This is a genomic window from Comamonas piscis (assembly GCF_014109725.1).
GTDB lineage: Bacteria > Pseudomonadota > Gammaproteobacteria > Burkholderiales > Burkholderiaceae_C > Comamonas > Comamonas piscis.
On record NZ_CP058554.1, the window covers coordinates 4,569,117 to 4,593,859 of the forward strand.

At 59.5% G+C, this 24,743-nt stretch carries 26 protein-coding genes and 1 tRNA gene; 12 read left to right on the plus strand and 15 right to left on the minus strand.

Going from position 1 to position 24,743, the window contains the following annotated elements; translation table 11 throughout:
* Window positions 1-65 precede the first annotated feature (65 nt).
* The 4 genes from aldA to HS961_RS20660 are packed head-to-tail and all read right to left on the minus strand — an operon-like array spanning window position 66 to window position 4,882.
* The gene (gene aldA, locus HS961_RS20645) at window positions 66-1,499 is read right to left on the minus strand and encodes an aldehyde dehydrogenase (RefSeq protein ID WP_182325241.1); all 1,434 of its coding nucleotides are present in this window, start codon (window positions 1,497-1,499) and stop codon (window positions 66-68) included.
* 10 nt (window positions 1,500-1,509) lie between these two features.
* A complete protein-coding gene (locus tag HS961_RS20650) occupies window positions 1,510-2,310 on the minus strand; it encodes an HpcH/HpaI aldolase family protein (protein ID WP_182325243.1) in 801 nt (266 codons plus the stop codon).
* A gap of 59 nt (window positions 2,311-2,369) precedes the next feature.
* A complete protein-coding gene (gene rhmD, locus HS961_RS20655; protein ID WP_182325244.1) occupies window positions 2,370-3,557 on the minus strand; it encodes an L-rhamnonate dehydratase in 1,188 nt (395 codons plus the stop codon).
* A 29-nt stretch (window positions 3,558-3,586) separates the two neighbouring features.
* Window positions 3,587-4,882 carry an MFS transporter gene (locus HS961_RS20660; protein WP_182325246.1) on the minus strand — a complete coding sequence of 432 codons (1,296 nt, stop codon included), beginning with the start codon at window positions 4,880-4,882 and terminating at the stop codon, window positions 3,587-3,589.
* A gap of 272 nt (window positions 4,883-5,154) precedes the next feature.
* Between HS961_RS20660 and HS961_RS20665 the strand changes: the two genes are divergently transcribed.
* On the plus strand, window positions 5,155-6,123 hold the full coding sequence (locus HS961_RS20665; protein WP_238347685.1) for a LysR family transcriptional regulator: 969 nt from the start codon (window positions 5,155-5,157) through the stop codon (window positions 6,121-6,123).
* A gap of 13 nt (window positions 6,124-6,136) precedes the next feature.
* Here the strand turns inward: HS961_RS20665 and HS961_RS20670 are convergent, their stop codons facing one another.
* A complete protein-coding gene (locus HS961_RS20670; protein ID WP_182325250.1) occupies window positions 6,137-7,030 on the minus strand; it encodes a dihydrodipicolinate synthase family protein in 894 nt (297 codons plus the stop codon).
* A 125-nt stretch (window positions 7,031-7,155) separates the two neighbouring features.
* On the opposite strand from HS961_RS20670, the gene HS961_RS20675 reads away from it, so the two are divergent.
* A complete protein-coding gene (locus tag HS961_RS20675) occupies window positions 7,156-8,646 on the plus strand; it encodes a PLP-dependent aminotransferase family protein (protein WP_182325252.1) in 1,491 nt (496 codons plus the stop codon).
* A 10-nt stretch (window positions 8,647-8,656) separates the two neighbouring features.
* Here HS961_RS20675 and ygiD read toward each other — a convergent pair whose 3' ends face one another.
* The 3 genes from ygiD to HS961_RS20690 all read right to left on the minus strand — a co-directional run bounded on the left by ygiD (window position 8,657) and on the right by HS961_RS20690 (window position 11,784).
* Entirely contained in the window at window positions 8,657-9,520 is an 864-nt protein-coding gene (ygiD, locus tag HS961_RS20680; RefSeq protein ID WP_238347686.1) for a 4,5-DOPA dioxygenase extradiol, read from the minus strand.
* Window positions 9,521-9,684: 164 nt separating this feature from the next.
* The gene (locus tag HS961_RS20685; RefSeq protein ID WP_182325256.1) at window positions 9,685-10,728 is read right to left on the minus strand and encodes an NAD(P)-dependent alcohol dehydrogenase; all 1,044 of its coding nucleotides are present in this window, start codon (window positions 10,726-10,728) and stop codon (window positions 9,685-9,687) included.
* Between the two features lie 570 nt (window positions 10,729-11,298).
* Complete coding sequence (locus HS961_RS20690; protein WP_182325258.1) at window positions 11,299-11,784, minus strand: GreA/GreB family elongation factor; 486 nt, start codon at window positions 11,782-11,784, stop codon at window positions 11,299-11,301.
* Window positions 11,785-12,347: 563 nt separating this feature from the next.
* Between HS961_RS20690 and HS961_RS20695 the strand changes: the two genes are divergently transcribed.
* Window positions 12,348-13,745 carry a tyrosine-type recombinase/integrase gene (locus HS961_RS20695; protein ID WP_238347687.1) on the plus strand — a complete coding sequence of 466 codons (1,398 nt, stop codon included), beginning with the start codon at window positions 12,348-12,350 and terminating at the stop codon, window positions 13,743-13,745.
* Window positions 13,746-13,782: 37 nt separating this feature from the next.
* Here the strand turns inward: HS961_RS20695 and HS961_RS20700 are convergent, their stop codons facing one another.
* On the minus strand, window positions 13,783-13,983 hold the full coding sequence (locus tag HS961_RS20700; protein ID WP_182325260.1) for a hypothetical protein: 201 nt from the start codon (window positions 13,981-13,983) through the stop codon (window positions 13,783-13,785).
* On the opposite strand from HS961_RS20700, the gene HS961_RS20705 reads away from it, so the two are divergent.
* The 5 genes from HS961_RS20705 to HS961_RS20725 all read left to right on the plus strand — a co-directional run bounded on the left by HS961_RS20705 (window position 13,982) and on the right by HS961_RS20725 (window position 17,007).
* Window positions 13,982-14,269 (plus strand): hypothetical protein, encoded by a 288-nt coding sequence (locus HS961_RS20705; protein WP_182325261.1) that lies wholly within the window; start codon window positions 13,982-13,984, stop codon window positions 14,267-14,269. The two genes, HS961_RS20700 and HS961_RS20705, sit on opposite strands and share 2 nt — an antisense overlap.
* Window positions 14,270-14,272: 3 nt before the next feature.
* Window positions 14,273-14,515, plus strand: a complete 243-nt coding sequence (locus tag HS961_RS20710) for a hypothetical protein (RefSeq protein ID WP_182325263.1) — start codon at window positions 14,273-14,275, stop codon at window positions 14,513-14,515.
* A 254-nt stretch (window positions 14,516-14,769) separates the two neighbouring features.
* A complete protein-coding gene (locus HS961_RS20715) occupies window positions 14,770-15,630 on the plus strand; it encodes a hypothetical protein (RefSeq protein ID WP_182325265.1) in 861 nt (286 codons plus the stop codon).
* A 102-nt stretch (window positions 15,631-15,732) separates the two neighbouring features.
* Complete coding sequence (locus HS961_RS20720; protein WP_182325266.1) at window positions 15,733-16,464, plus strand: hypothetical protein; 732 nt, start codon at window positions 15,733-15,735, stop codon at window positions 16,462-16,464.
* A 138-nt stretch (window positions 16,465-16,602) separates the two neighbouring features.
* The gene (locus HS961_RS20725; RefSeq protein WP_182325268.1) at window positions 16,603-17,007 is read left to right on the plus strand and encodes a helix-turn-helix domain-containing protein; all 405 of its coding nucleotides are present in this window, start codon (window positions 16,603-16,605) and stop codon (window positions 17,005-17,007) included.
* Between the two features lie 306 nt (window positions 17,008-17,313).
* On the opposite strand, the gene HS961_RS20730 is transcribed toward HS961_RS20725, so the two are convergent.
* The 3 genes from HS961_RS20730 to HS961_RS20740 all read right to left on the minus strand — a co-directional run bounded on the left by HS961_RS20730 (window position 17,314) and on the right by HS961_RS20740 (window position 19,456).
* Entirely contained in the window at window positions 17,314-17,796 is a 483-nt protein-coding gene (locus HS961_RS20730) for a hypothetical protein (protein ID WP_182325270.1), read from the minus strand.
* The gene (locus HS961_RS20735) at window positions 17,793-18,728 is read right to left on the minus strand and encodes a hypothetical protein (RefSeq protein ID WP_182325271.1); all 936 of its coding nucleotides are present in this window, start codon (window positions 18,726-18,728) and stop codon (window positions 17,793-17,795) included. The genes HS961_RS20730 and HS961_RS20735 overlap by 4 nt, the downstream gene beginning before the upstream one ends.
* 263 nt (window positions 18,729-18,991) lie before the next feature.
* The gene (locus HS961_RS20740; RefSeq protein WP_182325273.1) at window positions 18,992-19,456 is read right to left on the minus strand and encodes a hypothetical protein; all 465 of its coding nucleotides are present in this window, start codon (window positions 19,454-19,456) and stop codon (window positions 18,992-18,994) included.
* 88 nt (window positions 19,457-19,544) lie between these two features.
* On the opposite strand from HS961_RS20740, the gene HS961_RS20745 reads away from it, so the two are divergent.
* Both HS961_RS20745 and HS961_RS20750 read left to right on the plus strand, forming a co-directional pair.
* The gene (locus HS961_RS20745) at window positions 19,545-19,802 is read left to right on the plus strand and encodes a helix-turn-helix domain-containing protein (RefSeq protein WP_182325275.1); all 258 of its coding nucleotides are present in this window, start codon (window positions 19,545-19,547) and stop codon (window positions 19,800-19,802) included.
* A gap of 132 nt (window positions 19,803-19,934) precedes the next feature.
* Complete coding sequence (locus tag HS961_RS20750) at window positions 19,935-20,816, plus strand: hypothetical protein (protein WP_182325277.1); 882 nt, start codon at window positions 19,935-19,937, stop codon at window positions 20,814-20,816.
* Between the two features lie 130 nt (window positions 20,817-20,946).
* Here the strand turns inward: HS961_RS20750 and HS961_RS20755 are convergent, their stop codons facing one another.
* The 3 genes from HS961_RS20755 to hrcA all read right to left on the minus strand — a co-directional run bounded on the left by HS961_RS20755 (window position 20,947) and on the right by hrcA (window position 22,816).
* On the minus strand, window positions 20,947-21,570 hold the full coding sequence (locus tag HS961_RS20755; RefSeq protein ID WP_182325279.1) for a DUF2026 family protein: 624 nt from the start codon (window positions 21,568-21,570) through the stop codon (window positions 20,947-20,949).
* A 115-nt stretch (window positions 21,571-21,685) separates the two neighbouring features.
* Window positions 21,686-21,762 (minus strand) — tRNA-Ile (locus HS961_RS20760).
* A gap of 52 nt (window positions 21,763-21,814) precedes the next feature.
* A complete protein-coding gene (hrcA, locus tag HS961_RS20765; RefSeq protein ID WP_182325281.1) occupies window positions 21,815-22,816 on the minus strand; it encodes a heat-inducible transcriptional repressor HrcA in 1,002 nt (333 codons plus the stop codon).
* A gap of 237 nt (window positions 22,817-23,053) precedes the next feature.
* Between hrcA and HS961_RS20770 the strand changes: the two genes are divergently transcribed.
* Both HS961_RS20770 and HS961_RS20775 read left to right on the plus strand, forming a co-directional pair.
* The gene (locus HS961_RS20770; RefSeq protein ID WP_182325283.1) at window positions 23,054-23,590 is read left to right on the plus strand and encodes a sigma-70 family RNA polymerase sigma factor; all 537 of its coding nucleotides are present in this window, start codon (window positions 23,054-23,056) and stop codon (window positions 23,588-23,590) included.
* Between the two features lie 69 nt (window positions 23,591-23,659).
* Window positions 23,660-24,709 (plus strand): FecR family protein, encoded by a 1,050-nt coding sequence (locus tag HS961_RS20775; RefSeq protein WP_182325285.1) that lies wholly within the window; start codon window positions 23,660-23,662, stop codon window positions 24,707-24,709.
* Window positions 24,710-24,743: the final 34 nt, after the last annotated feature.

Here is a 24,743-nt window from a genome sequence, read left to right on the forward strand (position 1 = left end):
CTGGGTTAGCGGCCTTTCTTGCGTTGGGGTGGAAGAGGTTCTACAACCTCCGTGCAAGCACCCGATCAGGACTGCAGGTACACCACATGGCTATGGGTGTACTCATACAGCCCATGCTTGCCATCGGCACCACCCACGCCCGACTTGCGCACGCCGGCATGGAAGCCCTGCATCGCCTCGAAGTTCTCGCGGTTGATGTAGGTCTCGCCAAAGTCGATCTCGCGCATGGCCTGCATGGCCTTGGACAGGTCGCGGGTGTAGAGCGAGGACGTGAGGCCGTATTCGCAGTCATTAGCCAGCGCAATCGCCTCGTCCAGGTCCTCCACCACCTGGATCGGCAGAACAGGGCCAAAGATTTCCTTGCGCATGATCTCCATGTCGGCACGGCAGCCGGCCAGCACCGTGGGCTGGTAGTGGAAGCCGGCACCCAGATCGGCGACCTTGCCACCGGTCACCAGCTGCGCCCCATCGGCCAGCGCACGGCGCACCTTGGCATCCACACTGTCCAGGCCCTTTTGGTTGATGAGCGGGCCCATCTCCACATCGGTCTGCGCAATCGGGTCGCCATAGCGGGTGGCGGCCATCGCTTTGGCAATGCGTGCGGTGAATTCATCGGCCACCTGACGCTGCACATACACGCGCTCAGCACAGTTGCAGACCTGGCCGGTGTTGATGATGCGCGAATCGCGGATGGCCTTGACGGCCAGGTCCAGGTCGGCATCGGCCAGCACAATGGCGGGGGCCTTGCCGCCCAGCTCCAGGTTGAGCTTGGTGATGTGCGGCGCAGCGGCTGCGGCAATGCGCTCGCCGGTGCCCACGCTGCCGGTAAAGCTGATCATGTCCACCCCGGCATGGGCCGACAGCGCGCCGCCGGTGCCGCCCTGGCCATAGACCACGTTGAACACGCCAGCGGGCAGCTCGCACTGGGCCAGCAGCTCGGTGAAGGCATGGCAGTTGATGGGGGTCTCTTCGCTGGGCTTGATGACGATGGTGTTGCCGGTGAGCAAGGCCGGCGCCATCTTGCGGGCGATCAGAAAGAAGGGGAAGTTCCAGGGCAGGATGCCGGCCACCACACCCATGGGCTTGCGCAGCAGAAAGATCTGCTCATTGGCCCGGTCGCTGCTGATGACCTCGCCCTCAATGCGGCGCGCCCATTCGGCCATGTAATCCAGGTAGTCGGCCGTGAAGTTCACCTCCACCTCGGCGAGGCCCAGCACCTTGCCCTGCTCCTCGGTGATGGTGCGCGCAATGCGGGCGACGTTCTCGCGCAGGCGGGCGGCAATGCGGCGCAGGTACTGCGCACGCTCAATGGCGGGGCGGCGGCCCCAGGCTTTCTGGGCGCCGCGTGCAGCCGCAATCGCGCGGTCTACATCGGCTTGGGTGGAAAGCGGCGACTGCGCCAGCACTGCGCCGGTGGCAGGGTTGCGGACCTCATGCAGCTCGGCGCTGTCGCTAAAGGCACCGGCAATGTAGTTGCGCAAAACAGGGGTAGATGGCATGGAGTCGTCCTCAGTAGGTGGTAGAGACAATGGCCGGCTGGCTGGGCGCCCGGTAGCGCGCCAGATTGGCCACGGCGGCCTGGCGCATCAGGCTGATATCGATGGCGACTGCGACAAAGCGGCAGCCCCAGTCGGTGTAGCGGCGGGCATCTTCCTCGCGTGGCGCCAGAATGCCGCAGGCCTTGCCATGGGCCAGGGTGGTCTCGATGGTGCGGCGTATGCAGTCCTGCACCTCGGGCTGGCTGGCATCACCCGCATGGCCCATGCCGGTGGACAGGTCTGCCGGGCCGATAAAGACGGCATCAACACCCTCGACGGCGGCAATCTCGGCGGCGTTCTCCACGCCCAGGCGCGACTCGATCTGCACAATCAGGCAGAGCTGCTCATGCGCAGTGCGGATGTAGTCGGGCACCGCATCCCAGCGCGTGGCGCGGGTCAGGCCACCGCCCACACCCCGGATGCCGTATGGCGGGTAGCGCATCGCCTGCACCAGCGCGCGGGCCTGCTCGGCCGTCTCCACCATCGGCACCATCAAGGTCTGCACGCCGGCATCCAGCAGCTGCTTGATCAGCACCGCATCGCCATGCACCGCGCGCACCACCGGGTGCGTGGCATAGGGGGCCACCGCCTGCAGCTGGCCCAGCAAAGTAGGCACCGTATTGGGCGCATGTTCGCCATCCACCAGCATCCAGTCGTAGCCGGTGGTGGCGATGATCTCGGCCGCATAAGGCGTGGCAAAGCCGGCCCAGATACCGTAGAGCGGCTCGCTGCGGCGCAGCGCGGCCTTGAAAGGGTTGATTGGCAAATCCATGGGTGTGTCTCCTGGGTGGGCCTTCAGCGCTGGCCCACCAATGGCTGATCAATGGTTGATCAATGGGTATAGGGGCGGTGCAGTTCGCAAGCGGGGTTCAGCTCCACGCCAAAGCCGGGCTTGTCCAGCGCCGACAGGCGCATGCGGCCTTGCACCGGCACCGGCTCGCCCAGCAGCTGCGGGTGGAACATCGGCACGACTTCGTCGGCCTTGGGCGCCATCATCAAAAACTCCGCAAAGGGGCTGTTGTGGCGTGTGGCCACAAAGTGGTAGCTGTAGACGCTGGAGCCATGCGGAATCACCAGCGCCTGGTGCGCATCGGCCAAGGCCGAGATCTTCAGCAGCTCGGTGATGCCACCGCACCAGCCGACATCGGGCTGGATGATGTCGCAGCAACCCATCTCCAGCAGTTGGCGAAAGCCCCAGCGCGTGGCCTCATGCTCGCCGGTGGTCACCAGCATGCCGGTGGGCACGTTCTTCTTGAGGGCCGCATAGCCCCAGTAGTCATCGGGCGGCAGTGCCTCTTCGATCCACTTCAGCCCATGCGCCTGGGCGCCTTGGGCCAGGCGCGTGGCGTAGTTCAGGTCCAGGCTCATCCAGCAGTCCAGCATCAACCAGAAGTCCGGGCCCACGCGTTCGCGCATGGTGGCCAGCTCCTCCAGGTTGCGGCGCAGGCCTTCTTCGCCTTCGGCCGGGCCATGGTGCAGGGGCATCTTGCCGCCGATAAAGCCCATCTTCTGCGCCAAATCAGGGCGCGCGCCAGTGGCGTAGAACTGCAGCTCATCGCGCACCGCACCGCCCAGCAGCTGGTGCACGGGCTCGCCGCGCACCTTGCCCAGCAAGTCCCAGAGCGCCAGATCCACCCCGGAGATGGTGTTGATCACAATGCCCTTGCGGCCGTAGTACAGCGTGGACAAATACATCTGGTCCCAGATGCGCTCAATATCGGTGACCTTGGCGCCTTCGAGAAAACGCGCCAGGTGCTTTTCGACGATATAGGCGGCCGGCTCGCCGCCGGTGGTAACCGCAAAGCCGACGTTGCCTGCGCTGTCTTCAATCTCCACCACCAAGGTGCCCAGCACATTGATGCCAAAGCTGCGGCGGCTCTGGCGGTACTCGGGGTACTTGGACATCGGCGTCGCGATGTGGTCGTCAATCCAATGGCCATCGGCCTGGTCGTGGTAGTCGGCACCGCCTCCTTTGAGGGTATAGGCGCGCACTTGCTTGATGGTGGGGATCTGGCTCATGGTGGTGTTAGCTCCTTATGCAATGGTCTTCAGACGGCCTGGGGCTGCAGCGCGGTGGGCGCCATGCGGGCACGGATGCCCAGCACCAGCACCGCCGCCAGCACCGTCGTGCCGGCCAGCAGGTACAGGCCTGCGGCGGGTGAGTGGAAATGGCCCTCAGCCCAGTTCTTGACGATGGGGGCGATAAAGCCGCCCACAGCGCCCAGCGAATTGATCATGGCGATGCCGCCTGCCGCTGCAGCGCCGGCCAGGGCGTTGACGGGGAAGGTCCAGAACACCGGCTGCACGGCGATAAAGCCGGCCGCTGCAAAACACAGTGCCGCCACACCCAGCAGCGGGCTGGAAAAGCTCACCGAGGCGGCCATGCCGATGGCGGCGACGAGCAAGGTCACGCTGGCTACCGTGCGGGGCTTTTGGCTGCGTTGGGCAAAGCCGGGCACCCACCAGGCCGCCAGCAGCGCGCAGACCCAGGGGATGGCCGAGACCAGGCCCACTTTCAGGCCCACCTTGGTGCCCAACAGGCCCGCCACCTGGCTGGGCAGGTAGAACACCACGCCGTAGACGCTGGCCTGGATCAGCAGGTACACCAGTGCCAGGTACAGCACGCGCGGCTGGCACAAGGCCGCCAGCAGGCTGTGTTGGTGGCCGCCCTTGGCGCGCTCTTCGTTGTCGATGATGTCCTGCACCTGGCGGCGCTCATCAGCGGTCAGCCACTGCGCATCGGCGGGGCGGTTGGTCAGGTAGAAATAGGCCCAGATACCGACGGCCACGGCCATCAGGCCTTCGACTGCAAACAGCCACTGCCAGCCGTGCCAGCCACCCATGCCATCGAGCTCCAGCAGCAGGCCCGACAAGGGGCTGCCAAAGATAAAGGCCAGCGGCGCGCCGAAGTAGAAAAAGCCCATGGCTTGCGCGCGGTGCGCAGCGGGGAACCAGTAGGTGAGGTACAGGATGACGCCGGGGAAGAAACCCGCCTCGGCCACGCCCAGCAGGAAGCGCAGCACATAGAAGGTGGTCTCGTTATGGGCAAACATCATCGCAGCCGACACGAGGCCCCAGGTGACCATGATGCGGCACATCCAGATGCGCGCGCCGATGCGGTGCATGATCAGATTGCTCGGCACTTCCAGCAGCGCATAACCCACAAAGAACACACCAGCGCCAAACGCAAAGGCGGCATCGCTGATGCCGGTATCGGCCTGGAAGGCCACCTTGGCGAAGCCCACGTTGGCCCGGTCCAGGAAGGCCATGATGTACATCAGCAGCAAGAAGGGCAGCAGGCGCCAGGAGATCTTGGCGAGCAAGGGAGCGGGGAGTTTATTCACGACAAATCCTTAAAGACAATGCGCGGCCAGCACGCCTGCCAGGGGCGGGCGCAGCGGGAGCGAAAAAAGGAGAAGGCGGCGCTGGCAAGCCAGCACCAGTGGGGCGCGGCTTGCGTTAGCGCCGTCGTGAGGGAGGAGGTCTGAAAAAAGTGTGCGCGAAGGCGTTCATGTTTGTCTCCTGAAAGGTCATTCGTTCTTGTATGGATCTGAATGTACGCGCATGATTGATGCCTAACAAATCAAATTTCAGTCATATCCGATACCTTTTATTTATGTCTAAGAAACCCGCTCTATCGGCCGCGCCACCGCTGCAGCGCAGCCTGCTCAACCGCTTGCGCTACAAGCATCTGCACATGCTGGTGGCACTGGGTTCGAGCCTGAATCTGCACCGTGCATCGATCAGCCTGTCGATGTCGCAACCCGCTGCCACGCGCATGCTGCGCGAGATCGAAGACATGTTTGGTTGCCAGCTGTTTGAGCGCCTGCCGCGCGGCATGCGCCCTACCGCGCTGGGCCTTCAGCTGGTGCGTTTTGCCGAGGCCTCGCTCAACAGCCTGGACCGCTGCGCCGAAGACCTGGCCGTGCGCCGCCAGGGCGGCTATGGCTACCTGGCCATTGGCACCATCATGGGTGCGGCGCCCGACCTGGTGATGACGGCCGTGGCGGAGATGAAAGCGCAGAACCCGCAGCTGCGCCTGCGCATCATGGGCGACACCAGCGACCAGGTGCTGCGCCTGCTGGACCAGCGCCGCATTGACCTGGCCATTGCCCGCCGCCGCATTGCCGGCGACAGCGAGGCCTATGACTTTGAAGCGCTGGGCAATGAGCGCCTGCTGGTGGTGGTGCGCAGCGGCCATGTGCTGGCGCGGCGCCGCAAGCTGAGCTGGGAGGAATTGGTGCGCGACTGGCCCTGGATCTTGCAGCCCGCCAGCACGCCCGCGCGCATCGCGCTGGACCAGCTGCTGCAGAGCCTGGAGCTGCCCGTGCCGGCCGACATCACCGAGTGCAGCTCCGTCTACTCGATGCAGCAACTGGTGCAGCTTACCGATGCCGTCATGCTGCTGTCCGACTCGGCCTTGAAGGACTATTTGCGCATGGGTCTGGTGAAGACCTTGCCGGTGCAGATCGATGTGCCGATGGCCCCGTTTGGCATGCTGACGCGCAAGGACCAGGAGGCCTCGCAAGAGCAGCAGAACTTTATGGATCTGCTGCGCGAGCAAGCCAGCCGCATGGCGGCTTGATCCCTTGCAGAGCTCAGGCCAGATCCAGCGTTTTCAGCAGGGCTGCTAGCGCCTCGCGATCTGCCCCCTGCAAGCTTTGCAGCGGCAGCGGCAGGCAGGGCGAGCGGGCCAGGCTCATCAGCTCGGCAGCGGTGGCAACAGAGCGCAGGCTGCCGCCCTTTTGCTGGAACCAGGACCACAGCGGCGCGAGGCGCTCGGACAGTTCCAGCGCCTGCTCTGCATGGCCCGCCAGCGCAGCGCGGGTGATGGCCAAGGTGGTCTGGGGCCAGAGGCCGCCGATGACCGAGTACCAAACATTACAACCCGCCACCAGGCCCTTGGCGCCCAAAGCATCGCCACTGACGCCAATGCTGACATGCGCGGGCACCACAGCGCGCAGGCGCCGCACACGCGCTTGGGCTTCGGCCGCATCGGCTGGCACGCCGGGTATCTTGATCGAGGCGACATGGGGCAGCTGCGCAATGCGGCCATGCAGCGCATCGCTGAACTCAAAGCGGGTGGTGCCGGGGTTGTCGTACACAACAATGGGCACCGACACCGCACGCGACACCGCCTGGTAGAGGCCATAGACCTCGTCGTCGGACAGCTTTTGGTATGAGACCGGAGCCAGCAGCAGGCCGCTGGCACCGGCCTTTTGTGCGTCCTCTGCCAATGCCAGCACATCACGCGTGCGCAGCGAGCCAATACCCACCACCACCGGCACCCCTTGCGCCTGCTCCACCGCCAAGGCCGCCACCTGGGCCCGCTCGGCGCGCGACAGGTACGCATAGCTGCCGGTGGAGCCCAGCGCGCCGATCGAATCAACACCAGCCGCTACCAGGCGCTGCACCAGCTGCGCAAATGCCGGCATATCGATGCCGTGCTCATCCATGGGGGTCAGCGGAAACGCACTCAAACCTTTGAACATCATCATCCCTGTCAAAAACATCGGCCGCCCCCAAACGCGGGCGCGACCAGAGCCGGATTGTGCGGCCAGCACTTCTGGTTAAAAATAGCCAGTTTTCTACAAAATCACTGGTCCAGTTGCCCACCATGCCCGCACCTAGTTCACCCCGCCCCGGCAGCCGCAGCCTGTACCAGGAGCTCCGCGCGCGCATTGCGGATGGCAGTTATGCTGCGGGCGCAGCCCTGCCCTCCACCCGCGCGCTGGCGGCAGAGCGGGGGCTTTCGCGCGGCACCGTCAGCCTGGTGTATGAGCAACTGGCTGCCGATGGGTTTGTCGATACACGTGCTGGTGCCGCCACCCGCGTGGCCGCCGGTGCGGCCAACCGCATCGCCGCCCCCGGCAGCAGTCACGCTGCCGCCCACGCACCCGGCGATGCGCCAGACAACCGCCGCCTGTCGGCCTTTGCGCAGCGGCTGCAGGCCATGCCGGCCCGCATGCCGGCGCCCGATACGGCGGGGGTGATCGACTTTGTTTACGGGCCGTTGGCCGGCAGCGATTTCCCGACCCTGCACTGGACCAAGGCGCTGCGCCGGGCAGAAGGTCAGCGCGGCCAGCGGCTGGAGTACGAAGCGCCCCAGGGCAACCCCGCTTTGCGCCAGGCGCTGCAAAAGCATTTGCACCAAACCCGGGGCATACGCTGCAGTACCGCGCAGATCCTGGTCGTCAACGGCTCGCAGCATGCGCTGGATCTGTGTGCCCGGCTGCTGTTGAACCCGGGCGACTCGGTCGTCGTGGAGAACCCTGGCTACCGCATGGCGCAGCAGGTGTTTGAGGCCTATGGCGCGCAACTGCTCTGCGCCGATGTGGATGACGATGGGCTGCAGACTGCGCAGCTGCCGGCCCTCAGCGCCGAGGCCCGGCCCAAGCTGCTGTATGTGACGCCCAGCCACCAGTTTCCGCTGGGCGGTTACCTGCCGATGGCCCGCCGCCACGCCTTGCTGGACTGGGCGGGCACGCAGGGCTGCTGGGTGATCGAGGACGACTACGACAGCGATTACCGCTACACGGTGCGGCCTGAGCCCAGCCTACAGTCGTTGGACCATGCGGACTGCGTGATCCATGTAGGCACCTTCTCCAAGACTTTGTCGCCCCAGCTGCGCCTGGGCTACATGGTGCTGCCCCCGGCGCTGGCCGGCCTGTTTGCGCAGGCCAAGCAACTGGGCGACCGCCACAGCGCCAGCGGCCCCCAGCGCGCACTGGCCCAGCTGATGGAGGACGGCAGCTATGCCCGCCATGTGCGGCGCATGCGCCGCAAGCAGCATGCGCGCCAGCAGGCCTTGCTGCAGGCCTTGGACAAGCACTTGGGCACCCAGGTGCGCATCCAGGGCGCTGCCAGCGGTCTGCATCTGTCGGTGTGGTTTCCGTCCTTGCCCGCCAGCCAAGAGGCGCAGTTGGTACAGGCGGCGGCGCAGCGCGGCGTGCGTGTCTACCCCATCCGCCCGCTGTACCTGGATGGCGGCCGCACACAGACGCAACCTGCTGTGGCGGGCTTGGTGATGGGCTATGCGCTGCTGGAGCAGCCAGAGATTGAGCGGGGTGTGCAGCGCCTGGCCGAGGCGCTGAAAAGCCTGGCCTAGTTAGAAAGGGTCAAGCATCCCATTGCAGGCAGCGCATGCTGATGGTGCCGGACTGAAAGCCCTCGAACACCTGGCGCGCCGGGCCGCTGCCATGGGCGGCGCCCAGCGCATACAGCAAGGGCCAGTAGTGGTCGGGCGTGGGCACGGCCATCTTGACGGAGGCATGCAGCTGCTGGTACTGCAGCAAGGCGGCATCGTTGCCGGCCAGTAGCGCCTGCTTGGCGACCTCGTCAAACTGCTGCGCCCAATCACGGGCGGCCATCAGCCCATCGGGTGCGCCGCGCACCGTCGCGCGCAGGTTGTGCACGATATTGCCACTGCCGATGATCAGCACGCCTTGCTCGCGCAAGGCGGCCAGTTCCTTACCCACCGCATAGTGGTAGGGCGCGGGCTGGTTGTAGTCGATGGAGACCTGGAACACGGGCACATCGGCCTTGGGGTAGAGGTGGTGCAGAACCGTCCAGGTGCCGTGGTCCAGCCCCCATTGGTCCGTCAGCTGCGCCTGGCCGCTGCGCACCAGCGCAGCCGCCTTGGCCGCGAGCACGGGGTGGCCCGCGGCGGGGTACTGCATCGCATGCAGATCGGCCGGAAAGCCGGAGAAATCATGGATGGTGGCGGGCTTGTCGTTCAGCGTCACCCCCGTGCTGCCCCGTGTGAGCCAATGGGCCGACACCACCAAGATGGCGGTGGGCTTGGGCAAGCTGCTACCCCAGCGTTGCAGATGCTCGGTAAAGGGATTGGCGCTGATGGCATTCATGGGGCTGCCATGGCCGATAAACAGCACCGGCATTTTTTTTGGCTGCTGTTGGCTGCGGGCCAGCGCCTCGCCCATTGGCAGCAGCGCAGCCATCACGGCAGACAGGCTGCCGGACATAACCAGGGAACGACGTGACAACATAGGGGTGAACACCAAAAACAACGGGGCCGCTGTCAGAGGCGGCCCCGGGGCACAAGTTCCGTCGCAGCCACCAAGAAAAATGCAGCGCTTGCCGATCGGCATGCGCTGCATGGGCTTGGGAAGCTCAGGCGGTCAACGCATCAGATGCTGGCGTTGTCGATCACAAAGCGGTAGGCCACATCGCCGCGCAGCATGCGCTCATAGGCCTCGTTGATCCCGTCCGCCTGGATCAGTTCGATGTCCGCCACAATGCCGTGCTCGGCGCAGAAGTCCAGCATCTCCTGCGTCTCAGGGATACCGCCAATCAGCGAACCGGCCAGGCTGCGGCGCTTCATGATCAAACCAAACACGCCGGGGGACGGATGCGGGGTCGAAGGCGCGCCGACCAGGGTCATCGTGCCATCGCGCTTGAGCAGGTTGAAAAACGGGTCCAGGTCATGCGGGGCAGCGACCGTGTTCAGGATGAAGTCCAGGCTCTGCGCATGGGCAGCCATCTCATCGGCATTGCGCGAAACCACCACCTCGGCAGCACCCAGCGCCTTGGCTGCGTCGCGCTTGGATTCGGAGGTGGTGAAGGCCACCACATGGGCGCCCATCGCATGCGCCAGCTTGATGCCCATGTGGCCCAGGCCACCAATACCCACCACACCGACCTTGTGGCCCGGCCCCACACGCCAGTGGCGCAGTGGCGAATACGTGGTGATGCCCGCGCACAGCAGCGGTGCGACAGCAGCCAGTTGCGCCGCGGGGTGGCTGACCCTCAGCACATAGCGCTGGTGCACCACAATGCTTTGCGCATAGCCGCCCAGGGTGTGGCCCGGCGCATCGGCGGTGGGGCCGTTGTAGGTGCCCACCATGTGGTTGCAGTAGTTTTCCAGTCCCATACCGCAGTCCGCACAGTGCTGGCAGCTGTCCACAATGCAACCGACGCCAACCAAGTCACCCGGTTTGAAATCAGTCACCTCGGAGCCTACTGCTGCCACCTCGCCGACAATCTCATGCCCCGGCACACAGGGGTAGAGCGTGCCCGCCCATTCGGAGCGCACCTGGTGGATATCCGAGTGGCAGACGCCGCAATAGGCAATGCGAATCTGCACATCCTTGGCGCCCGGCGTGCGGCGCTCGATGTCAATGGCTTCAAGAGGTTGGTCACCCGCGTGGGCGCCATAGGCTTTGACGGTCATGATGAAGGTCCTATTCCGTTCGTGGAGGTCACCGCATGGCACAGGCTGGGCGGTGCGAGCTGGCAGATGCATGGGGTGTTGCCGACATGCAGAGGCATCGGCAGCGACGCGGGCATGAAGGCGCGTTCATCTTACGCCGCTTGTATGGCAAATTGGCTCAGGGGCGGGCAGCAATCGCAGGAAGGTTTGCGCTGCCCCAAAATACGCCGATTGCCCTTTGACGCTTATGGTTATTTGCGAATAGTTCTCATTTGCGAATATCATAGCCCCCAAGGACCAGCGATTGCCGCCGTTCCTTGTTTCATCGTGGGGCGACCTACTGGGTCTTTACTCCAGTGGTCGTTTTTGCTAGCCAGCGGTTCTCCATGTAGCCAGGCATTTTTTTCACGTTGAAGCTTTACGGCCTCTTGGCGTTCTCAGCCAAAGCCCGTCTGATACGACCTGCACGGTCAAATGCTTGGATATAGGAATGCGCGTCTCTGCGCCCCAAGCGCTCCGCTCTTCGACTTCTCCATCACGCAGCAGATGCCCGCTCACGCATCTCAGAAAATTCCCCTACCGCAGTTCGCCTTAGCTCACCCACAGCACTTCCAACTGCTGCCTGGCCTGCGCCACTTCCAGCATCACCTCATCCCCCTCCGCCTTGCCCAGCAAGGCCTTGCCCAAGGGCGCTTGGCTGCTGATGACCTGTATGGACTCAGCACCGATGACCAGCTTCATATTGCCCCCTTCAGGGCCGAGAAAGATCAGTTGCTGTTTCTCGTCCGCACCCAGCAAGCAGACCAGCGCGCCCAGCTGTATGCCTTTGCTGGCGCTATAGGGCTGTGGGCAGAAAAGCCGCCAATGGACCATCGCCTGGCGAATGGCCTCTGCGCGACGCGCCTGGCCCGTCGCCAGGTAGGCAGCTTCCAGGCCCAAGGTGTCGTACTTGTTTTCAGCAATATTCTCTTCATGCGTCGCGGCCTCATGCGCAGCGCTCAAGGCCTGCTCGACCTGCAACAGGTCCGCCGCAAGCTGTTCCCGCACCTGCCGCTGCAACAAGGATTTATCTACCATGAAAAATTGGCCTCTTGAACAAGTTGGGGGGACTGATTATGAATGGTCCCTGCCAGCTTGCGTTTCAGCGACATGCCGAGCACCAGAGCCTGAGACTGACAATTGATCGGCCACGCACGCATTGATAAACGATACGACCTGAAAGCCCAGGTAACGCTAACCTGTCTCCAGGTGCTGCAAGAGATGCCTCCTGACGCCCCCGCAATGCGAGAGGTCCAGGGCTGAATCTGGGTTCAACTAGGCAATCCGCGCCTGCTTTGCTAGCAAGACGGCGCACAGCAACGCCCAATAGCGCCAATAAAAAAGCCACACAGCATCAAAAATGATAGCTGTGCAGCCAATGAATCTGGTAGGGCGTGAGGGACTTGAACCCGCGACCAAAGGATTATGAGTCCTACCAACATGGCTAAATTCTGGCAAATATAGGATACGTCTGCAATCAAGTGCAAGCCATAACTTATTGCTAAACAATAAAAAACTATCCTAAGCTAATCCTTTGGTCAATTACCCTCATCCGCTTAAATTCTGGCAAAATTCTGGCAAATTCCTAAAGAGACCAGACCATGCCCACCGTTGCCAAGCCCGCTTCCAGCCCGTCAGCAGCCCTCAAAGCGATGACCGAAGGGGAGACCATCACTCTGACCAAGATCGAACCAGCGGGTGCACTACAGGCCCGCAACGGTAAGAAGGGCATCATCTTTTTCTGGCGCTACAGCCAAGGCACCACAAGCCAGCGTCTGCCCATCGGCCCTTATGACCCAACACCAGGGCACGTCAACAAGCACACCCCGACCGCTGCGGGCTACTCGATAGCAGCAGCCATCAAAGCCGCCGAAGCAATGGCAGTTCAACACGTCACAGCCAAGGCCGAAGGCAGTGGCATGGGTGAAATCTTGCAGCAGCAAAAGCAAGCAAAGGCTGAAGCCAAAGCCAAGCAAGAGGCAGCAGCCGCAGCAACAAAGGCCGCTGAAGTCACCTGTGGGGAAGCATGGACCGAATACCTGAAGGAGCGGGAACCTCACTGGGGCAAGCACCACCTAGCCGACCACATCCGCATGGCGAAGGCAGGGGGCGAAACCGCCAAGCGCGGAACCCGTGGCCGTGGCGTAACCATTGCTGGCCCACTGCATGAATTCCTGCCCATGCGACTACGCGACATTACCCCCCAGCGCATAGAGCAATGGGCGAAGAAACACGCGGGAGAGCGCCCCACCATGGCACGCCTAAGCCTGCGCATCGTGCGAGCATTCCTCAACTGGTGCAGCGAACACACAGGCTACGCCCAGGCAGTCACAGGCAATGCAGCGAAAAGCAAGAAAGCACGCGAAGCACTAGGCCCCGCAGGCGTGAAAACCGATGCTCTATTGCGGGAGCAACTGCCCGCATGGTTCGCTGCTGTGCGTGGCCTCAAGAACCAAACCCGAGCCGCATATCTGCAAACCATGCTGCTAACTGGCGCACGCCCCGGTGAAGTGCTGGAAATCAAATGGGACGACATCAACACCCAATGGCGGGGCCTGACCCTGCGCGACAAGGACGAATCGAAGGGTGGCATTGATGGCGTCCGAACAATTCCGCTTACGCCCTACGTTCATCACATCCTCAACAGACTACCCCGGCGCGGCCCCTTTGTCTTCGCAGGCAAAGACCCAGAGAACTACATGAGCGAAGCACACAAAGCTCTAGCAAGTGCTTGTAGCGCGGCGGGGGTGCACGTCACCATTCACGGATTGCGCCGCAGCTTCACCAGCCTGACCGAATGGCTAGAAGTCCCCGTAGGCGTGGTGGCGCAGATTCAAGGCCACAAGCCAAGTGCCACAGCAGAGAAACACTACACCGTGAGACCTCTTGACTTGCTGCGTCTGCATCATGAGCGCATAGAAAAATGGATTCTTGAGCAAGCTGGCGTGCCCCTCCCGCAAGAGTCCGGGCAAGCAATCCAACTAGTGAAAAAGGCATAGTCTCAAGACCCACATTTGACAAACCCGTCAAATTAGTTTATGCGACCTTATTGACATCAGCCAAAGTACCCGCCAGAATCATCCCATTCACCCTGTCCCATTGGGCGAGCAGCAACAGACCCATAGTGCATTGGGCATCCGGCAAGCCGTGATGTGTTGCGTCAAATCTAGCCGTGCTGGCTTTTTGGCGCACCACACCACGGCTTTTTATTTGTCGCGCCGGAAAGTTGCCAATCATGGCTATCGTTATCGTGAAAAAAACCGCAGCACCCACGCAAGCGGTTACGCCATCCCAATCTAAGCGCACAACAGGGCACGCCAAGCCCCTTCCCATTGATACATCGGCTTTGCTGAAGCCAGGTCGCTTGAAACCTGGTCACCTCATGACCCTATTTGGTATCAGCCACAGCACGCTATACGCACGCCGTGCCACTGGATTGATTCCACCGCCTGACCTTAAAGAATATGGGCGTCCCCTATGGTTCACCAGCACCATTGCCCCCTTCTTTGGCGTGAAGGAGTAACCGATGGAACCAATACCTCAAAAACCTCCCCGCCGCTTGCAAGTCAAGATCGCGGCACGTTTATGCAACACCTTACTTGAAGGCTCCGGCCTGTGCGTGAGGGACTGGCAGTTACCCGGAACAAACCCATTGCCAAAGCACAAGAGATTCACTCTCGAAACCACAGATGGCGACGATTGGGAAGCTATATCCGACATTTACGCCCTGCATGCGCAGCTATTGGCAGATGAAGAGAAGAAGGCATAGACAGCTTAGGGATGAAAAAATCCCCCGGCATCACTGCCGAGGGAAACCGTTCCAACAATCGAAGGACAAGCCGCAGAAAGCGAACTACGGCGATCGAATTGTGAATGCTGGCACGCCTCCGAACAATAGCACCGCCTCTCGTTCTCAAAACGGATTCTCCTAAGTACATAAGAGTGATAACCGTGAGAACGGGCATAAAAACAACGCCTTGGATTTAGTCCAAAAAGCACCGTTTCCATACTAAAGAAGCCGCTATGCCTCAACTTCAGTCAGCAGGACTACAGGAACTCTTGAGAACCGACCCTGAGAACGGGGGCACCTATCGGGCACGCTATAACAGTGCTCTTACCCTTGTTGAAACACGCTCTATCACTGAGCTACGGGAGTCAAGCAATCTACTCAAGAGGGAGTATTCATCTTGGAAAAATGCCAAGCACCGAGCGAAAGGACTTCACCCAGCCATATCCGACTTCAAGGAGTTCATTCGAGTGCATGGCCCAATGCCAGATGATGGGGAATGGTCCCTCGACAGAATTAACCCTTTAGGGCCATATTCACCGCCTAATATCCGATGGCTTGACCCTCTTGGACAAACACGGAATCGCACCAACACACTTATTCTGAATTTTTATGACAAACAGATATACCTGAAGGATGCAGCATTAGTGCTCAATATGTCATATGGCTCGGTGTACAAGATGTTTAGCCGCAACCCTAAAGAGCTTTTTTCTTTGCTAGAAAAAGAGTCTTATGCAATGCAATATGACTTCCCTGATGAATTCAAAGAAGAGCTAGAAGCCTCGTATGCAAATAACGTCCACAACCTGATGCGCCTCGATTGGATTCTTGAGTATGCATATATAGAAATGATGCGATTTGCGGGTGAAATTGAAGATACACCCCATGATTACCTTCTAAAGGAGCAGCACCGCAATGCAGTTAGCGTTTATCGGCACGCCTATGCATTCAAGCAATGGGCACATGAGCAACGAAGAAAGAAAATTTCTCACGCGCTAGACGTAAGAACCGCAGGCCCTTTGCCAGACTGGGAGTTAGAAACACTTCAATTTACCCCAACACCACCACCAGAATATTCCTACCCTATCGGAAATTGATTGCAGACTTATCCTACGCTGCATCTACCGTTGAATATGCTTCTTTATTTAACCGACTTCAAATAAAATACATTACTTCAACACCTTGAAGGATGGTCATTTATGAAAATAAAAACTTCGATGCGCCGCCTGGAAAACGCACAAGTTAACTTCATTTCGTTAGTTTCTCGCGGGGCAAACCGAATTCCATTCCGCATTCTCAAATCAGAAGGAGAAAATAAAATGCTCGACCTGACCCAACTGCGCCACGCATTCAAGAGCGAAGCCGCACCGCCCAAGCCCACAGGCAAGGGCTACGCCCATATCCTGAAGGCCAATCCATTCCGCGCCAGCAAGGCCCCTGAGACTGTGGCGAAGGCAGCGACAGCACCGCAGGCAGTGAAGGCGGCATCAGCACCAAGCCAGCCAGCGCAGCAAGCCCAGCAGCGCCAGACTGAGCGGGAACCAATCCAAGAGGAACAGCCGCGCCAGCAGCTCGCACCGCATCAACCCCTACACGCCACACCAGCGCCGCGCCGCGCTGGCAACGTGCCGAAGCAGCCCGCACCCGCACGCGATACGGTCACCCTCAAGGAACTGCGGGGCGCGATCGACAACGCCCTGGCCTTCAGCAAGAAGCAAGTCGCACAGGAACAATTCAACTCACAGCGTAGTGCCTTTAGCCAGATCGCACCGACACAGCCACACCACGTTGGGCGCGGTGGCGCTGGAGATGCGTGGGCGCTTCGCAATCATGGTGCTCAACTGGCCGTGCAGCTTCTGGGAGGCACAGACAAACCCTTGCCAGCTAACACCGCTTTACGACCCTATAGCGCTGCGGGCAGCAAGGCATAACAAGGATGCTCAGGGGTAGGCAGCATCACACCATACGCGCCTATCCCTGCCCCTCTCCAGCCTGACAAACAGCCGCGCTAATCCAAAACAGGGGAACGCTAATCCACAGGTTGAAGTATCCAGAACAAAAGTGTAGCTATGACCGTCGCCTATTCCAATCCCAGCCCGCAAAAACTCTTGTCAAATCGCCAGATAAAAGCCGTGATAGCACTGGCAGAAGGCATGACTCAGGCAGATGCAGCCAAGTTTGCGGGCACCAGTCCCCAGACAGTCACAGCATGGATGCAAGACCCCGCTTTCCATGCCCGCCTGGAGAACGAGATTTACTCTCGTAGCCTGGATGACGCAGCTTTCCACAAGCACCTACGTCGCAAGGCAATGCGAGTGTTCACGGATAGCCTCAACTCTCCGAACCAATCACAACGCCTGCGGGCAGCAAAGGAAGTTCTGGCTCGCATCCCTCCAAATCCCGAGGAGGAAGAAGCCGCCCTGAACAGATATATCATTGAATCCGTAATGGCAACCGAGCACCACGGCTTCTAAATTTCATCTCGCACTTGCAATCAATTGCATGGGGGAGTCAGTAGTCATGATGCGAGGCTTCGCAGCCAGACCCCAAACCTACACGAGAGGTTAGACCGCTAATCAATCGTCAATAGCTCTGGCTCCGGCACTGAGATAAGGGGCCTTGTTTACGAGGTGGAGTTATCCCCGCTGGATGACCTGCGATAGAAGCAGCTTTCCAGCACCGAAGCCCCTTACAAGCCGAGCTTCAAGAACTGGCTATGTCTGCCTTGGCTATCGGATCAATTTTCCGCACTGCCACATTAGGCGTACATGCCTCTATGGCTAGACTTCCATGTGATCAAGCCAATCTTTGAGAATTGTTCTGATCAAAAGTAGCACCAGAAGAAGCATTACACCTGCAAAAGCAGCTAGTCCTACGCATATTAGCAATGCCCACCACTCGGGAATAAGACCTATCGTGACTTGGCTTGCAGAAGCACATAGGCTTGAGGTGATTGCAATAAATAAAACTTTACTAAGATTGCGAACAGGGCCATAGTGCGATAAATTTGGGTTGATTTTTCGCCTTTCGGCCAGCTTGCTTTTGTAAGATTCGCTGTCAAAGACATTCTCCTTGAATTTAACAACAATGAATACCTTTAAGGATAGCAAAAAACTGCCAACCGTCAGCAAACCGGAGAAAAGAATAGAACGAATTTTTTCGTCATAAAAATGAATTGCCTTTACTGAATCGGGAGTAAAAAAAATGACCGCACCCAAAATCGCCAATGCGGCAAAAATGGATGCAAGAATCATTTTATTCATGGCCGAATCGGCACTTCAATAATGTGCTTATTGGTATCGCAAGCTTTTAACAGCTCTTGAGCAACCCAAGAGTCGTGAAAAGATGATAAGTTCAAATCATTTAATTGAGCAGCAACTTCATCAAATTCATATTCACCAAAATTGTCTGGATTGTCGAGAATTGAGAGGTACTGTGGATTTCCGTCTGCGTCAACACCCTCAACCTTGCCCCGTTTAGCCTCGCCCGTTCTTACAAAATTCGCAATGGCGCCTGCAGCAAGCTGTGTGGGCGTACCCGCTAGAAAACCAATCCGAGTTGATCTAGCGCGAATGTAATTTTCTAAAGGTCGGAACTCATTCTCTGTCACATAGGGCGTGGAAAGAAGATATTCAAATGCCTTTACTTTTTCAAACTCTGCAATTAGGGCTTCGAGCGCTTCTTGGCGAACAAGTTGAGTCCACTTGAATCGTCCAGAGTTTTTTCTTTCGATTTTTGCTCTGTTTGCTGCTATTTGCTCTGCTTTGGGGAGTGCGGCAAACGCATCATCTATCTTTTGATCTTTGAATAGGCTGAAGCTTTTTCGAGCCAGTTCACAAAAACTGGGGACACTGCAGGATTGGTGATAATGTTGATAAAGGCCTGCGCCAGTTTTTTTATTAATAACAAAGAAGTTGAAGTCCATGAGGCCAGAGTCTTGACCTAGATCATTCACTCGAACTACAACCCCAGCTCCGTCATTGATCAGTTGGCAAAATCTACGCTGATCTTTTACGGTTACAACCAAGCCAATTCGGTAATTTGCATTAATTGCATCGTTGATTAGAAGGAGTCTTTGTCCCTGAATCACTGCACCAATGTTTGGCGGGTTATTATGAAGGTGAGAAGCCCATTGATCGAGGGTTAGGTTTTTGCTGACCGCCTCGAAGGTAAATCCAAAGAACCGAACTTTCATCCCACTCCTCTTGGTAACTAATATTTGGATGCAGTGTACCGCCAGGGGCGAACTATGGCTAGACATCGTGTTGCCCTAACCAGCGGGCATGGAAGTTCACTAGGGCCGCTCGGGCCTACGAGTGACAGTCACCCCGCCTCCGAAAAAGGGCAAGGCGATTCGGTCTAACTTCGCTTTTTCACGCGATCCCGGCAAAGGGTTCGTGCCGCGCGGCGCTTGGCTGCAGCCATATTCTGCAATCAATTGCACACTACCTTGACACACTACTTGAAGGCTGTCCGAGCCTCTTGCTTGAAACCAATCTCGCAAGATCGAACGCAAGCATTGCCCGTCTTTCGCTCCTCCGCAACCTTGTCGCAGCCCTCCCGCATGACATCAGAGGCCATCACGTCTGAATTTGCCATCTTAGAGAAGTTCGCAACATACACACCTGCTAAAGCCTTGCCTCGATAGAAGCATTGATCCGGAGCGGATGCTTCGGCTTTTGCCTCTGCCTTCTTTCCATTGGACTGTACCGTCACAGCTTTTCGCGCTGCACTCGATGCGGCATCCTTGTCTTTTTTCGGCAAGACGGCGGCCACAACACCGATGGCGAACACGATCAGCAGCCACTTGCCGACGCCGCCCTTGGGCTTTTTCTTCGCGGGTGCCGCTGCCCCACAGTGTGGACAAGTTCTCGCCTCTGTGCTGACCTGGTTAGAGCATTCTTTGCACGTTGTCATTGCCATATTTTTGTTCCTTCCCATTTTGCAGTATATATACGGAATTCTGTAGCGTATCACGGTTGATCCTTGCTTAATATTTTGAGCAAGCAACTTGGAACCAGATCAGGCATTCGGGCAGGCGCTGCGCAGCCTGCGAACAAAGCGGAAGTGGACGCAGACCGACTTGGCGCTGCGGGCTGACGTTGACCGCAACTATGTGTCCTTGATCGAGCTTGGCCGCAACAGTCCGAGCGTGCGCCTAATGTTCCGACTGTGTGACGCCCTCGACATTACCCCCTCTGACATGCTTAAAGATGTAGAACGCCGCATCAGCGTGCTGGCGAAAGCTCGTCAAGCTTTTGAAGATTGACCTCTACTTCGATCAGATTAGTCGTCCTGCAATTGATTGCACAGGATAATTGAGTACCTGCAACGGGTACCACAAAGGACAACATAAGCGCTTCGATTGATCCGCCTATGCAGGCCACGCTAACGAGGGAAGATGCCTGCACTTGTTCCTGAGCTTGTCAACATGGCAAGCGACCCAAACGTATCCACTACTGACTTGCTACGCCGCTCACTCGTTGTCGCTCATCGCCTCGCAGTGCCTGAGCTTGTGGACTGGATAACTTTTGAACTTGATGGATTCAGGGGAAACCCAATCCCCCCGTATCGGGAGATTATCGGGAGACCTCAAGTGCTAAACCCGCTTCAGGGATATCAGCCGTTAATGTTTCCGGATGTGAAGTGGACAACCTTATTTTCGAAAATCAAAATTAAGCAATCGCTTCCCGAGTTGGAACAATTGGCCAAGAGTGAGACCGGTGTCAGAGTGAATTATTCCGCAGAACTCGAACATAAGTTACGAGAGAGCTTAGCCATCCCTCTGACGCCATCCGTGGCCATATCCACGGTACAAATTTACGGGATAGTGGAGCAAGTACGAAGCCGAATCCTGAAGTGGGCGTTAGACCTCGAAGTGCGCGGCATTATCGGTGAAGGCATGTCCTTCACGCCACAGGAGAAACAAGCAGTGCAACAGCAACACTACCACTTTGGCGACGTATCAGGATCACAAATTCAGATCAGTTCCAGCGGGTCAACCCAGACCCAAGCAAACACTCAGTGCACCGACATTGATGCCTTGAAGGGCTTGATGCAGGCTTTGGGGGCAGTACTTGTGAATGCCAAGGGCGATACAGCCGATGAACTGCGGGCGGAACTTGCAACCCTAAAGGCGCAGGCTGAGTCCCCCAAACCTAAGTGGGAAATCATCAAAGCCACGGCACGAAGCATCAAAACCGTTGCTGAGGGGGCAGGAGGCAGCATCCTTGCCGGGCTGGCGCAGCCACACATGGCAAATTTGCTTGCTCTTGCCGGGTAGCGACGGCTCTGTCAGACACCCTTGCAATCAATTGCAAGAACGACCTGGCCTAAAGGGCCAAGCAGGCTGCTATCCAAGAGGATGCGAAACTATTCCGCAGCTTGGGCCTGTAGACCGTCGCGCATAGAGTTCACCATACGCCGGTTATTGAAGGGGCACGCAGAATAAGCGGCTTTGGCTGCCCGTGACTATCACCCATCATCATGTCCTTGAGACGCTTAGGCGGGCGGCGATGCCATGCCTTACATAACTCGATCAAATCAAAGGTGCCAGCCGGTTGAAAGTCTAGGAGTGTTTCCGTCAACACCCGATCATGCTGAAGGTAGAACTCCCCTGCATGCTGAATTTCTCCAATGCTTTCCTTGGCATTTTCCAGGCGCTTTTGCAGCATCTGCCGGGGCACTGCCCGCGTGTAGCCATCCTCACGCATCGCAACACCCATGATCGGAGCCATGAAGTCGATGAGCCAGCCGTCACATTCCACCCACGCATGGAATGCGTCACTGTCACTCTGACCAACGTCATTCAGATTGCCATACACAGCAACATCAGCTGATGCCTCATTGATCATCATTGCAAAACATCCAGCACTGAGGGTGGCGGGCAAATGATAAGTGTCCCGAAGGATCAAAGTCCCCACCGTAGCAAAGAGCAGGCACGCACGATGCGTTACCGCGACCTCGGTTGCATGAAGCACGCTATAGACAACTTCGTAGATACGCTGGTAGTCGGGCAATGGCAGCAATGGACGCATGGTAGGGGTTCCGCTAAAAATCTGGCAAATTTCTGGCAAAAAAATCCATCAACGACAAATAAGAAAAAGCACCTATCGCGTACCCGCAATAAGTGCTTGATTCATTTCTGTATTTTGGTAGGGCGTGAGGGACTTGAACCCGCGACCAAAGGATTATGAGTCCTCTGCTCTAACCAACTGAGCTAACGCCCCGGCACCACCACTTGCCAGGATCTCCGGCGAGTGAAGCTTTGCATTCTAGCGTTTATTTGGGATGGCTCAGCGCGTTGGAGACGAGCTTTGAGGTGATTCCAACGATCTGGATCATCTTCTCGTAGGGCATGCGTTTGGGTCCGATGACGCCCAAGGTGCCGACCACTTTGCCGTTGACCTGGTAGGGGGTGCTGACGACGGACAGCTCCTCGACAGACAGCAGTTGGCTCTCGCCACCGATGTAGATCTGCACGCCTTCGGCGCGGTTGGAATTTTCCAACAGGTGCAGGATCTGCGTCTTTTGCTCAAACAGGTCAAATGCCCGGCGCAGGTTGGTCATGTCGTTGCTGAAATCGCTGACGGCCAGCAGGTTGCGCTCGCCGGCAATCACCAGCTCATGCGGGGCTGCTTCGCCGTCCTCCTCGACATTCACGGCCGCCAGCATCAGCGCGGCAATCTCGTCGCGCAGGCTGTCGACTTCCTTGCGCAGCAGCTGGCGTACCTGCTCCATCGCTAGGCCAGCGTAGTGGGCGTTGAGGTAGTTGGCCGTCTCGATCAGCTGGCTTTGGGAATAGTCGGACTCGGTGAAGATCACCCGGTTTTGCACATCGCCCTCGGGGGAGACCAGGATCAGCAGGATGCGCTTTTCGGACAGCCTCAGAAACTCGATATGGCGGAAGGCCGAGCTTTTGCGCGGCGCCTGCACAACGCCAACAAACTGCGACAGCTCGGACAGCACGCCAGCCGCACTCGTAATCACCTTTTGTGGCTGCTCCGGCGCAATCTCCGCCGACACCACCTGGTCCGGATCAACCGTCAGCATGGTGTCGACAAACAGGCGGTAGCCCTTGGCGGTGGGGATGCGGCCGGCAGAGGTGTAGGGGCTGGCTATCAGACCCAGGCCCTCCAGGTCGGCCATCACATTGCGGATGGTGGCTGGGGAAAAATCGAGCCCCGGCGCCTGCGTGAGCGCACGGGAGCCCACCGGGTGGCCATCCGCTATATAGCGTTCCACCAAGGTTTTGAGCAGCAGCCGGGCACGGTCATCGAGCATTGGCGCATTTTATCCGCGTCCCGCCCGCCGATAGCCGCGCAGGGCAGAGATAGCGGGTAAATGCGAGGCCAAAGCACCCGCTCGCAGTGCCCACCCGCGACAACTTCTTGCAGCGCATCGTCACAAGATCCTACAAATCGTATTGAAAATCATTCCAATCTATACTCGCGCCTTTTCTGGCGGTGCTGCGGCTCGCAAACTGCGCTGCATGGCGCGCGTCGAATCTGTTGATCCCCTGTGGTTGCACACTATTACCGAGAGTTGCTGAGGTTCCTGCAAAGGGCCGTCAAGGATCGCGACATGGCGGCCGACCTGGCCCAGGAGAGCTATGCCCGGGTGCTGGCGGTGCAGCAATCGGGCGAGACCATTGCCGAGCCCCGGGCGTTGCTCTACCGCACGGCCCGCAACCTGGTGATTGACCAGCACCGGCGCGATGAAGTGCGTGGGCCCCATGCCTCGCTCGATGATGATGGCGATGAGGCGCTGGCCGACCAGATGGCCGGCCCTCAGGCCTGCGAGCCGGAAGCGGCCGCCATGTCGTCGCAATCGGTGGCAGCGATGCTGGACACCATTGCTGCGCTACCCTTGCGCTGCCGCGAGGCCTTTATGCTGCATAAATTCGATGGGCTGTCCCAGGCCGAGGTAGCCCAGCAGATGGGCATTTCGCTGACCATGGTGGAGCGGCACATCAAACTGGCGCTGCAAGCCTGCCGGGCCTGCCAAAACCAGCAGCAAACGGGCCAGCCCCGCCGCAAAGCAGAGGATGGCCGATGAACGCTGCCCCGCTGCTCCGCCCCATGACTCATCAACGGGCTCCGCTTTCAGGTAGGCTCTCGCACTGCCATGACTGACCACACCCTCGCCCCACCCCACAGCGACCTGGATGACCAGGCGCTGGACTGGTTTGTGCGCTTCAGCGCTGCGCCGGAGCAGCTGCGCGCGGATGCGGGCTTTCAGGCCTGGTTGGCCGCCCACTCGGACAACAGCGCAGCCTTTGCGCGCTGGCAGGCAGACTGGCGCCAGCTTGATGCCCTGCCCGCTGACGGCATCGCGCAGCTGCGCCAGCAACTGGCCCGCGACAAGGCAGCGGCCAGCCCGCCAGCCACTGCCGCCCCGGCCCGCCGCTGGTGGCAAGGCGGGGCTGCAGCCTGGCCGCAGACCGCGCTGGCCGCCGTTTTGGTCTGCGCCACCGGCGGCGGTGGCTACCTGGCTTGGGATTACTGGCAGCAGCAGCCGGTGTTTGCGCAAAGCTTTACCACCCAGCGCGGCCAGCTGCTGAATGTGCAGCTGCCCGATGGCAGCGAGATGCGGCTGGACACCGCCACCCAGGTGCAGGTCACGCTGTACCGCCAGCGCCGTGAAGTGCGGCTGCCCGAAGGCCAGGCCGTGTTCCATGTGCAAGCCGACAGCGCCCGGCCCTTTGCGGTGCTGGCGGGCAACACCCAGGTCACCGTGGTGGGCACCCGCTTCTCGGTCCGCAACACCCTGGGCCAGCCGGTACAGGTGGCTGTGGAAGAAGGCCGGGTGCAGGTCGCCCCTGCTGCCACCGCGCCCCACCCAGGGCCCACCGTGCTGCTGGCTGCCGGCGAGCAGACCAGCGCCGATGCCGATGGCCAGATCCAGCCCGCCGCGCCGCTGGCCGCCAGCGGCATGGCCCCCTGGCAAGAGGGCCGCGTCAGCTTTGACAACCTGCCGCTGGGCCAGGCGCTGGCCGAGCTGGAGCGCTATGGCCCCACGGGCCTGGTGCTGCGCGATCCGGCTGTGGCCGCCTTGCGTTTGACGGGCAGCTTTATGCCCAACAACTCCGCCTACTTCCGCAAAGCCCTGCCCAAGGTACTGCCTGTGCAGCTGCAAAGCCATGGCGAGCAGACAGAAATAGTGGCCAAGCCCTGAGCGCCGGCCGCCCAGCGCGCGGGGTCCGCATCTA

Bases quoted from the DNA above. Each gene is read 5' to 3' on its own strand.
- aldA (WP_182325241.1), bottom strand. From the start codon at position 1,499: ATGCCATCTACCCCTGTTTTGCGCAACTACATTGCCGGTGCCTTTAGC.
- HS961_RS20650 (WP_182325243.1), bottom strand. From the start codon at position 2,310: ATGGATTTGCCAATCAACCCTTTCAAGGCCGCGCTGCGCCGCAGCGAG.
- rhmD (WP_182325244.1), bottom strand. From the start codon at position 3,557: ATGAGCCAGATCCCCACCATCAAGCAAGTGCGCGCCTATACCCTCAAA.
- HS961_RS20665 (WP_238347685.1), top strand. From the start codon at position 5,155: ATGTCTAAGAAACCCGCTCTATCGGCCGCGCCACCGCTGCAGCGCAGC.
- HS961_RS20670 (WP_182325250.1), bottom strand. From the start codon at position 7,030: ATGTTCAAAGGTTTGAGTGCGTTTCCGCTGACCCCCATGGATGAGCAC.
- HS961_RS20675 (WP_182325252.1), top strand. From the start codon at position 7,156: ATGCCCGCACCTAGTTCACCCCGCCCCGGCAGCCGCAGCCTGTACCAG.
- ygiD (WP_238347686.1), bottom strand. From the start codon at position 9,520: ATGTCCGGCAGCCTGTCTGCCGTGATGGCTGCGCTGCTGCCAATGGGC.
- HS961_RS20685 (WP_182325256.1), bottom strand. From the start codon at position 10,728: ATGACCGTCAAAGCCTATGGCGCCCACGCGGGTGACCAACCTCTTGAA.
- HS961_RS20690 (WP_182325258.1), bottom strand. From the start codon at position 11,784: ATGGTAGATAAATCCTTGTTGCAGCGGCAGGTGCGGGAACAGCTTGCG.
- HS961_RS20695 (WP_238347687.1), top strand. From the start codon at position 12,348: ATGCCCACCGTTGCCAAGCCCGCTTCCAGCCCGTCAGCAGCCCTCAAA.
- HS961_RS20705 (WP_182325261.1), top strand. From the start codon at position 13,982: ATGGCTATCGTTATCGTGAAAAAAACCGCAGCACCCACGCAAGCGGTT.
- HS961_RS20700 (WP_182325260.1), bottom strand. From the start codon at position 13,983: ATGATTGGCAACTTTCCGGCGCGACAAATAAAAAGCCGTGGTGTGGTG.
- HS961_RS20710 (WP_182325263.1), top strand. From the start codon at position 14,273: ATGGAACCAATACCTCAAAAACCTCCCCGCCGCTTGCAAGTCAAGATC.
- HS961_RS20715 (WP_182325265.1), top strand. From the start codon at position 14,770: ATGCCTCAACTTCAGTCAGCAGGACTACAGGAACTCTTGAGAACCGAC.
- HS961_RS20720 (WP_182325266.1), top strand. From the start codon at position 15,733: ATGAAAATAAAAACTTCGATGCGCCGCCTGGAAAACGCACAAGTTAAC.
- HS961_RS20725 (WP_182325268.1), top strand. From the start codon at position 16,603: ATGACCGTCGCCTATTCCAATCCCAGCCCGCAAAAACTCTTGTCAAAT.
- HS961_RS20730 (WP_182325270.1), bottom strand. From the start codon at position 17,796: ATGAATAAAATGATTCTTGCATCCATTTTTGCCGCATTGGCGATTTTG.
- HS961_RS20735 (WP_182325271.1), bottom strand. From the start codon at position 18,728: ATGAAAGTTCGGTTCTTTGGATTTACCTTCGAGGCGGTCAGCAAAAAC.
- HS961_RS20740 (WP_182325273.1), bottom strand. From the start codon at position 19,456: ATGGCAATGACAACGTGCAAAGAATGCTCTAACCAGGTCAGCACAGAG.
- HS961_RS20750 (WP_182325277.1), top strand. From the start codon at position 19,935: ATGCCTGCACTTGTTCCTGAGCTTGTCAACATGGCAAGCGACCCAAAC.
- HS961_RS20755 (WP_182325279.1), bottom strand. From the start codon at position 21,570: ATGCGTCCATTGCTGCCATTGCCCGACTACCAGCGTATCTACGAAGTT.
- hrcA (WP_182325281.1), bottom strand. From the start codon at position 22,816: ATGCTCGATGACCGTGCCCGGCTGCTGCTCAAAACCTTGGTGGAACGC.
- HS961_RS20775 (WP_182325285.1), top strand. From the start codon at position 23,660: ATGACTGACCACACCCTCGCCCCACCCCACAGCGACCTGGATGACCAG.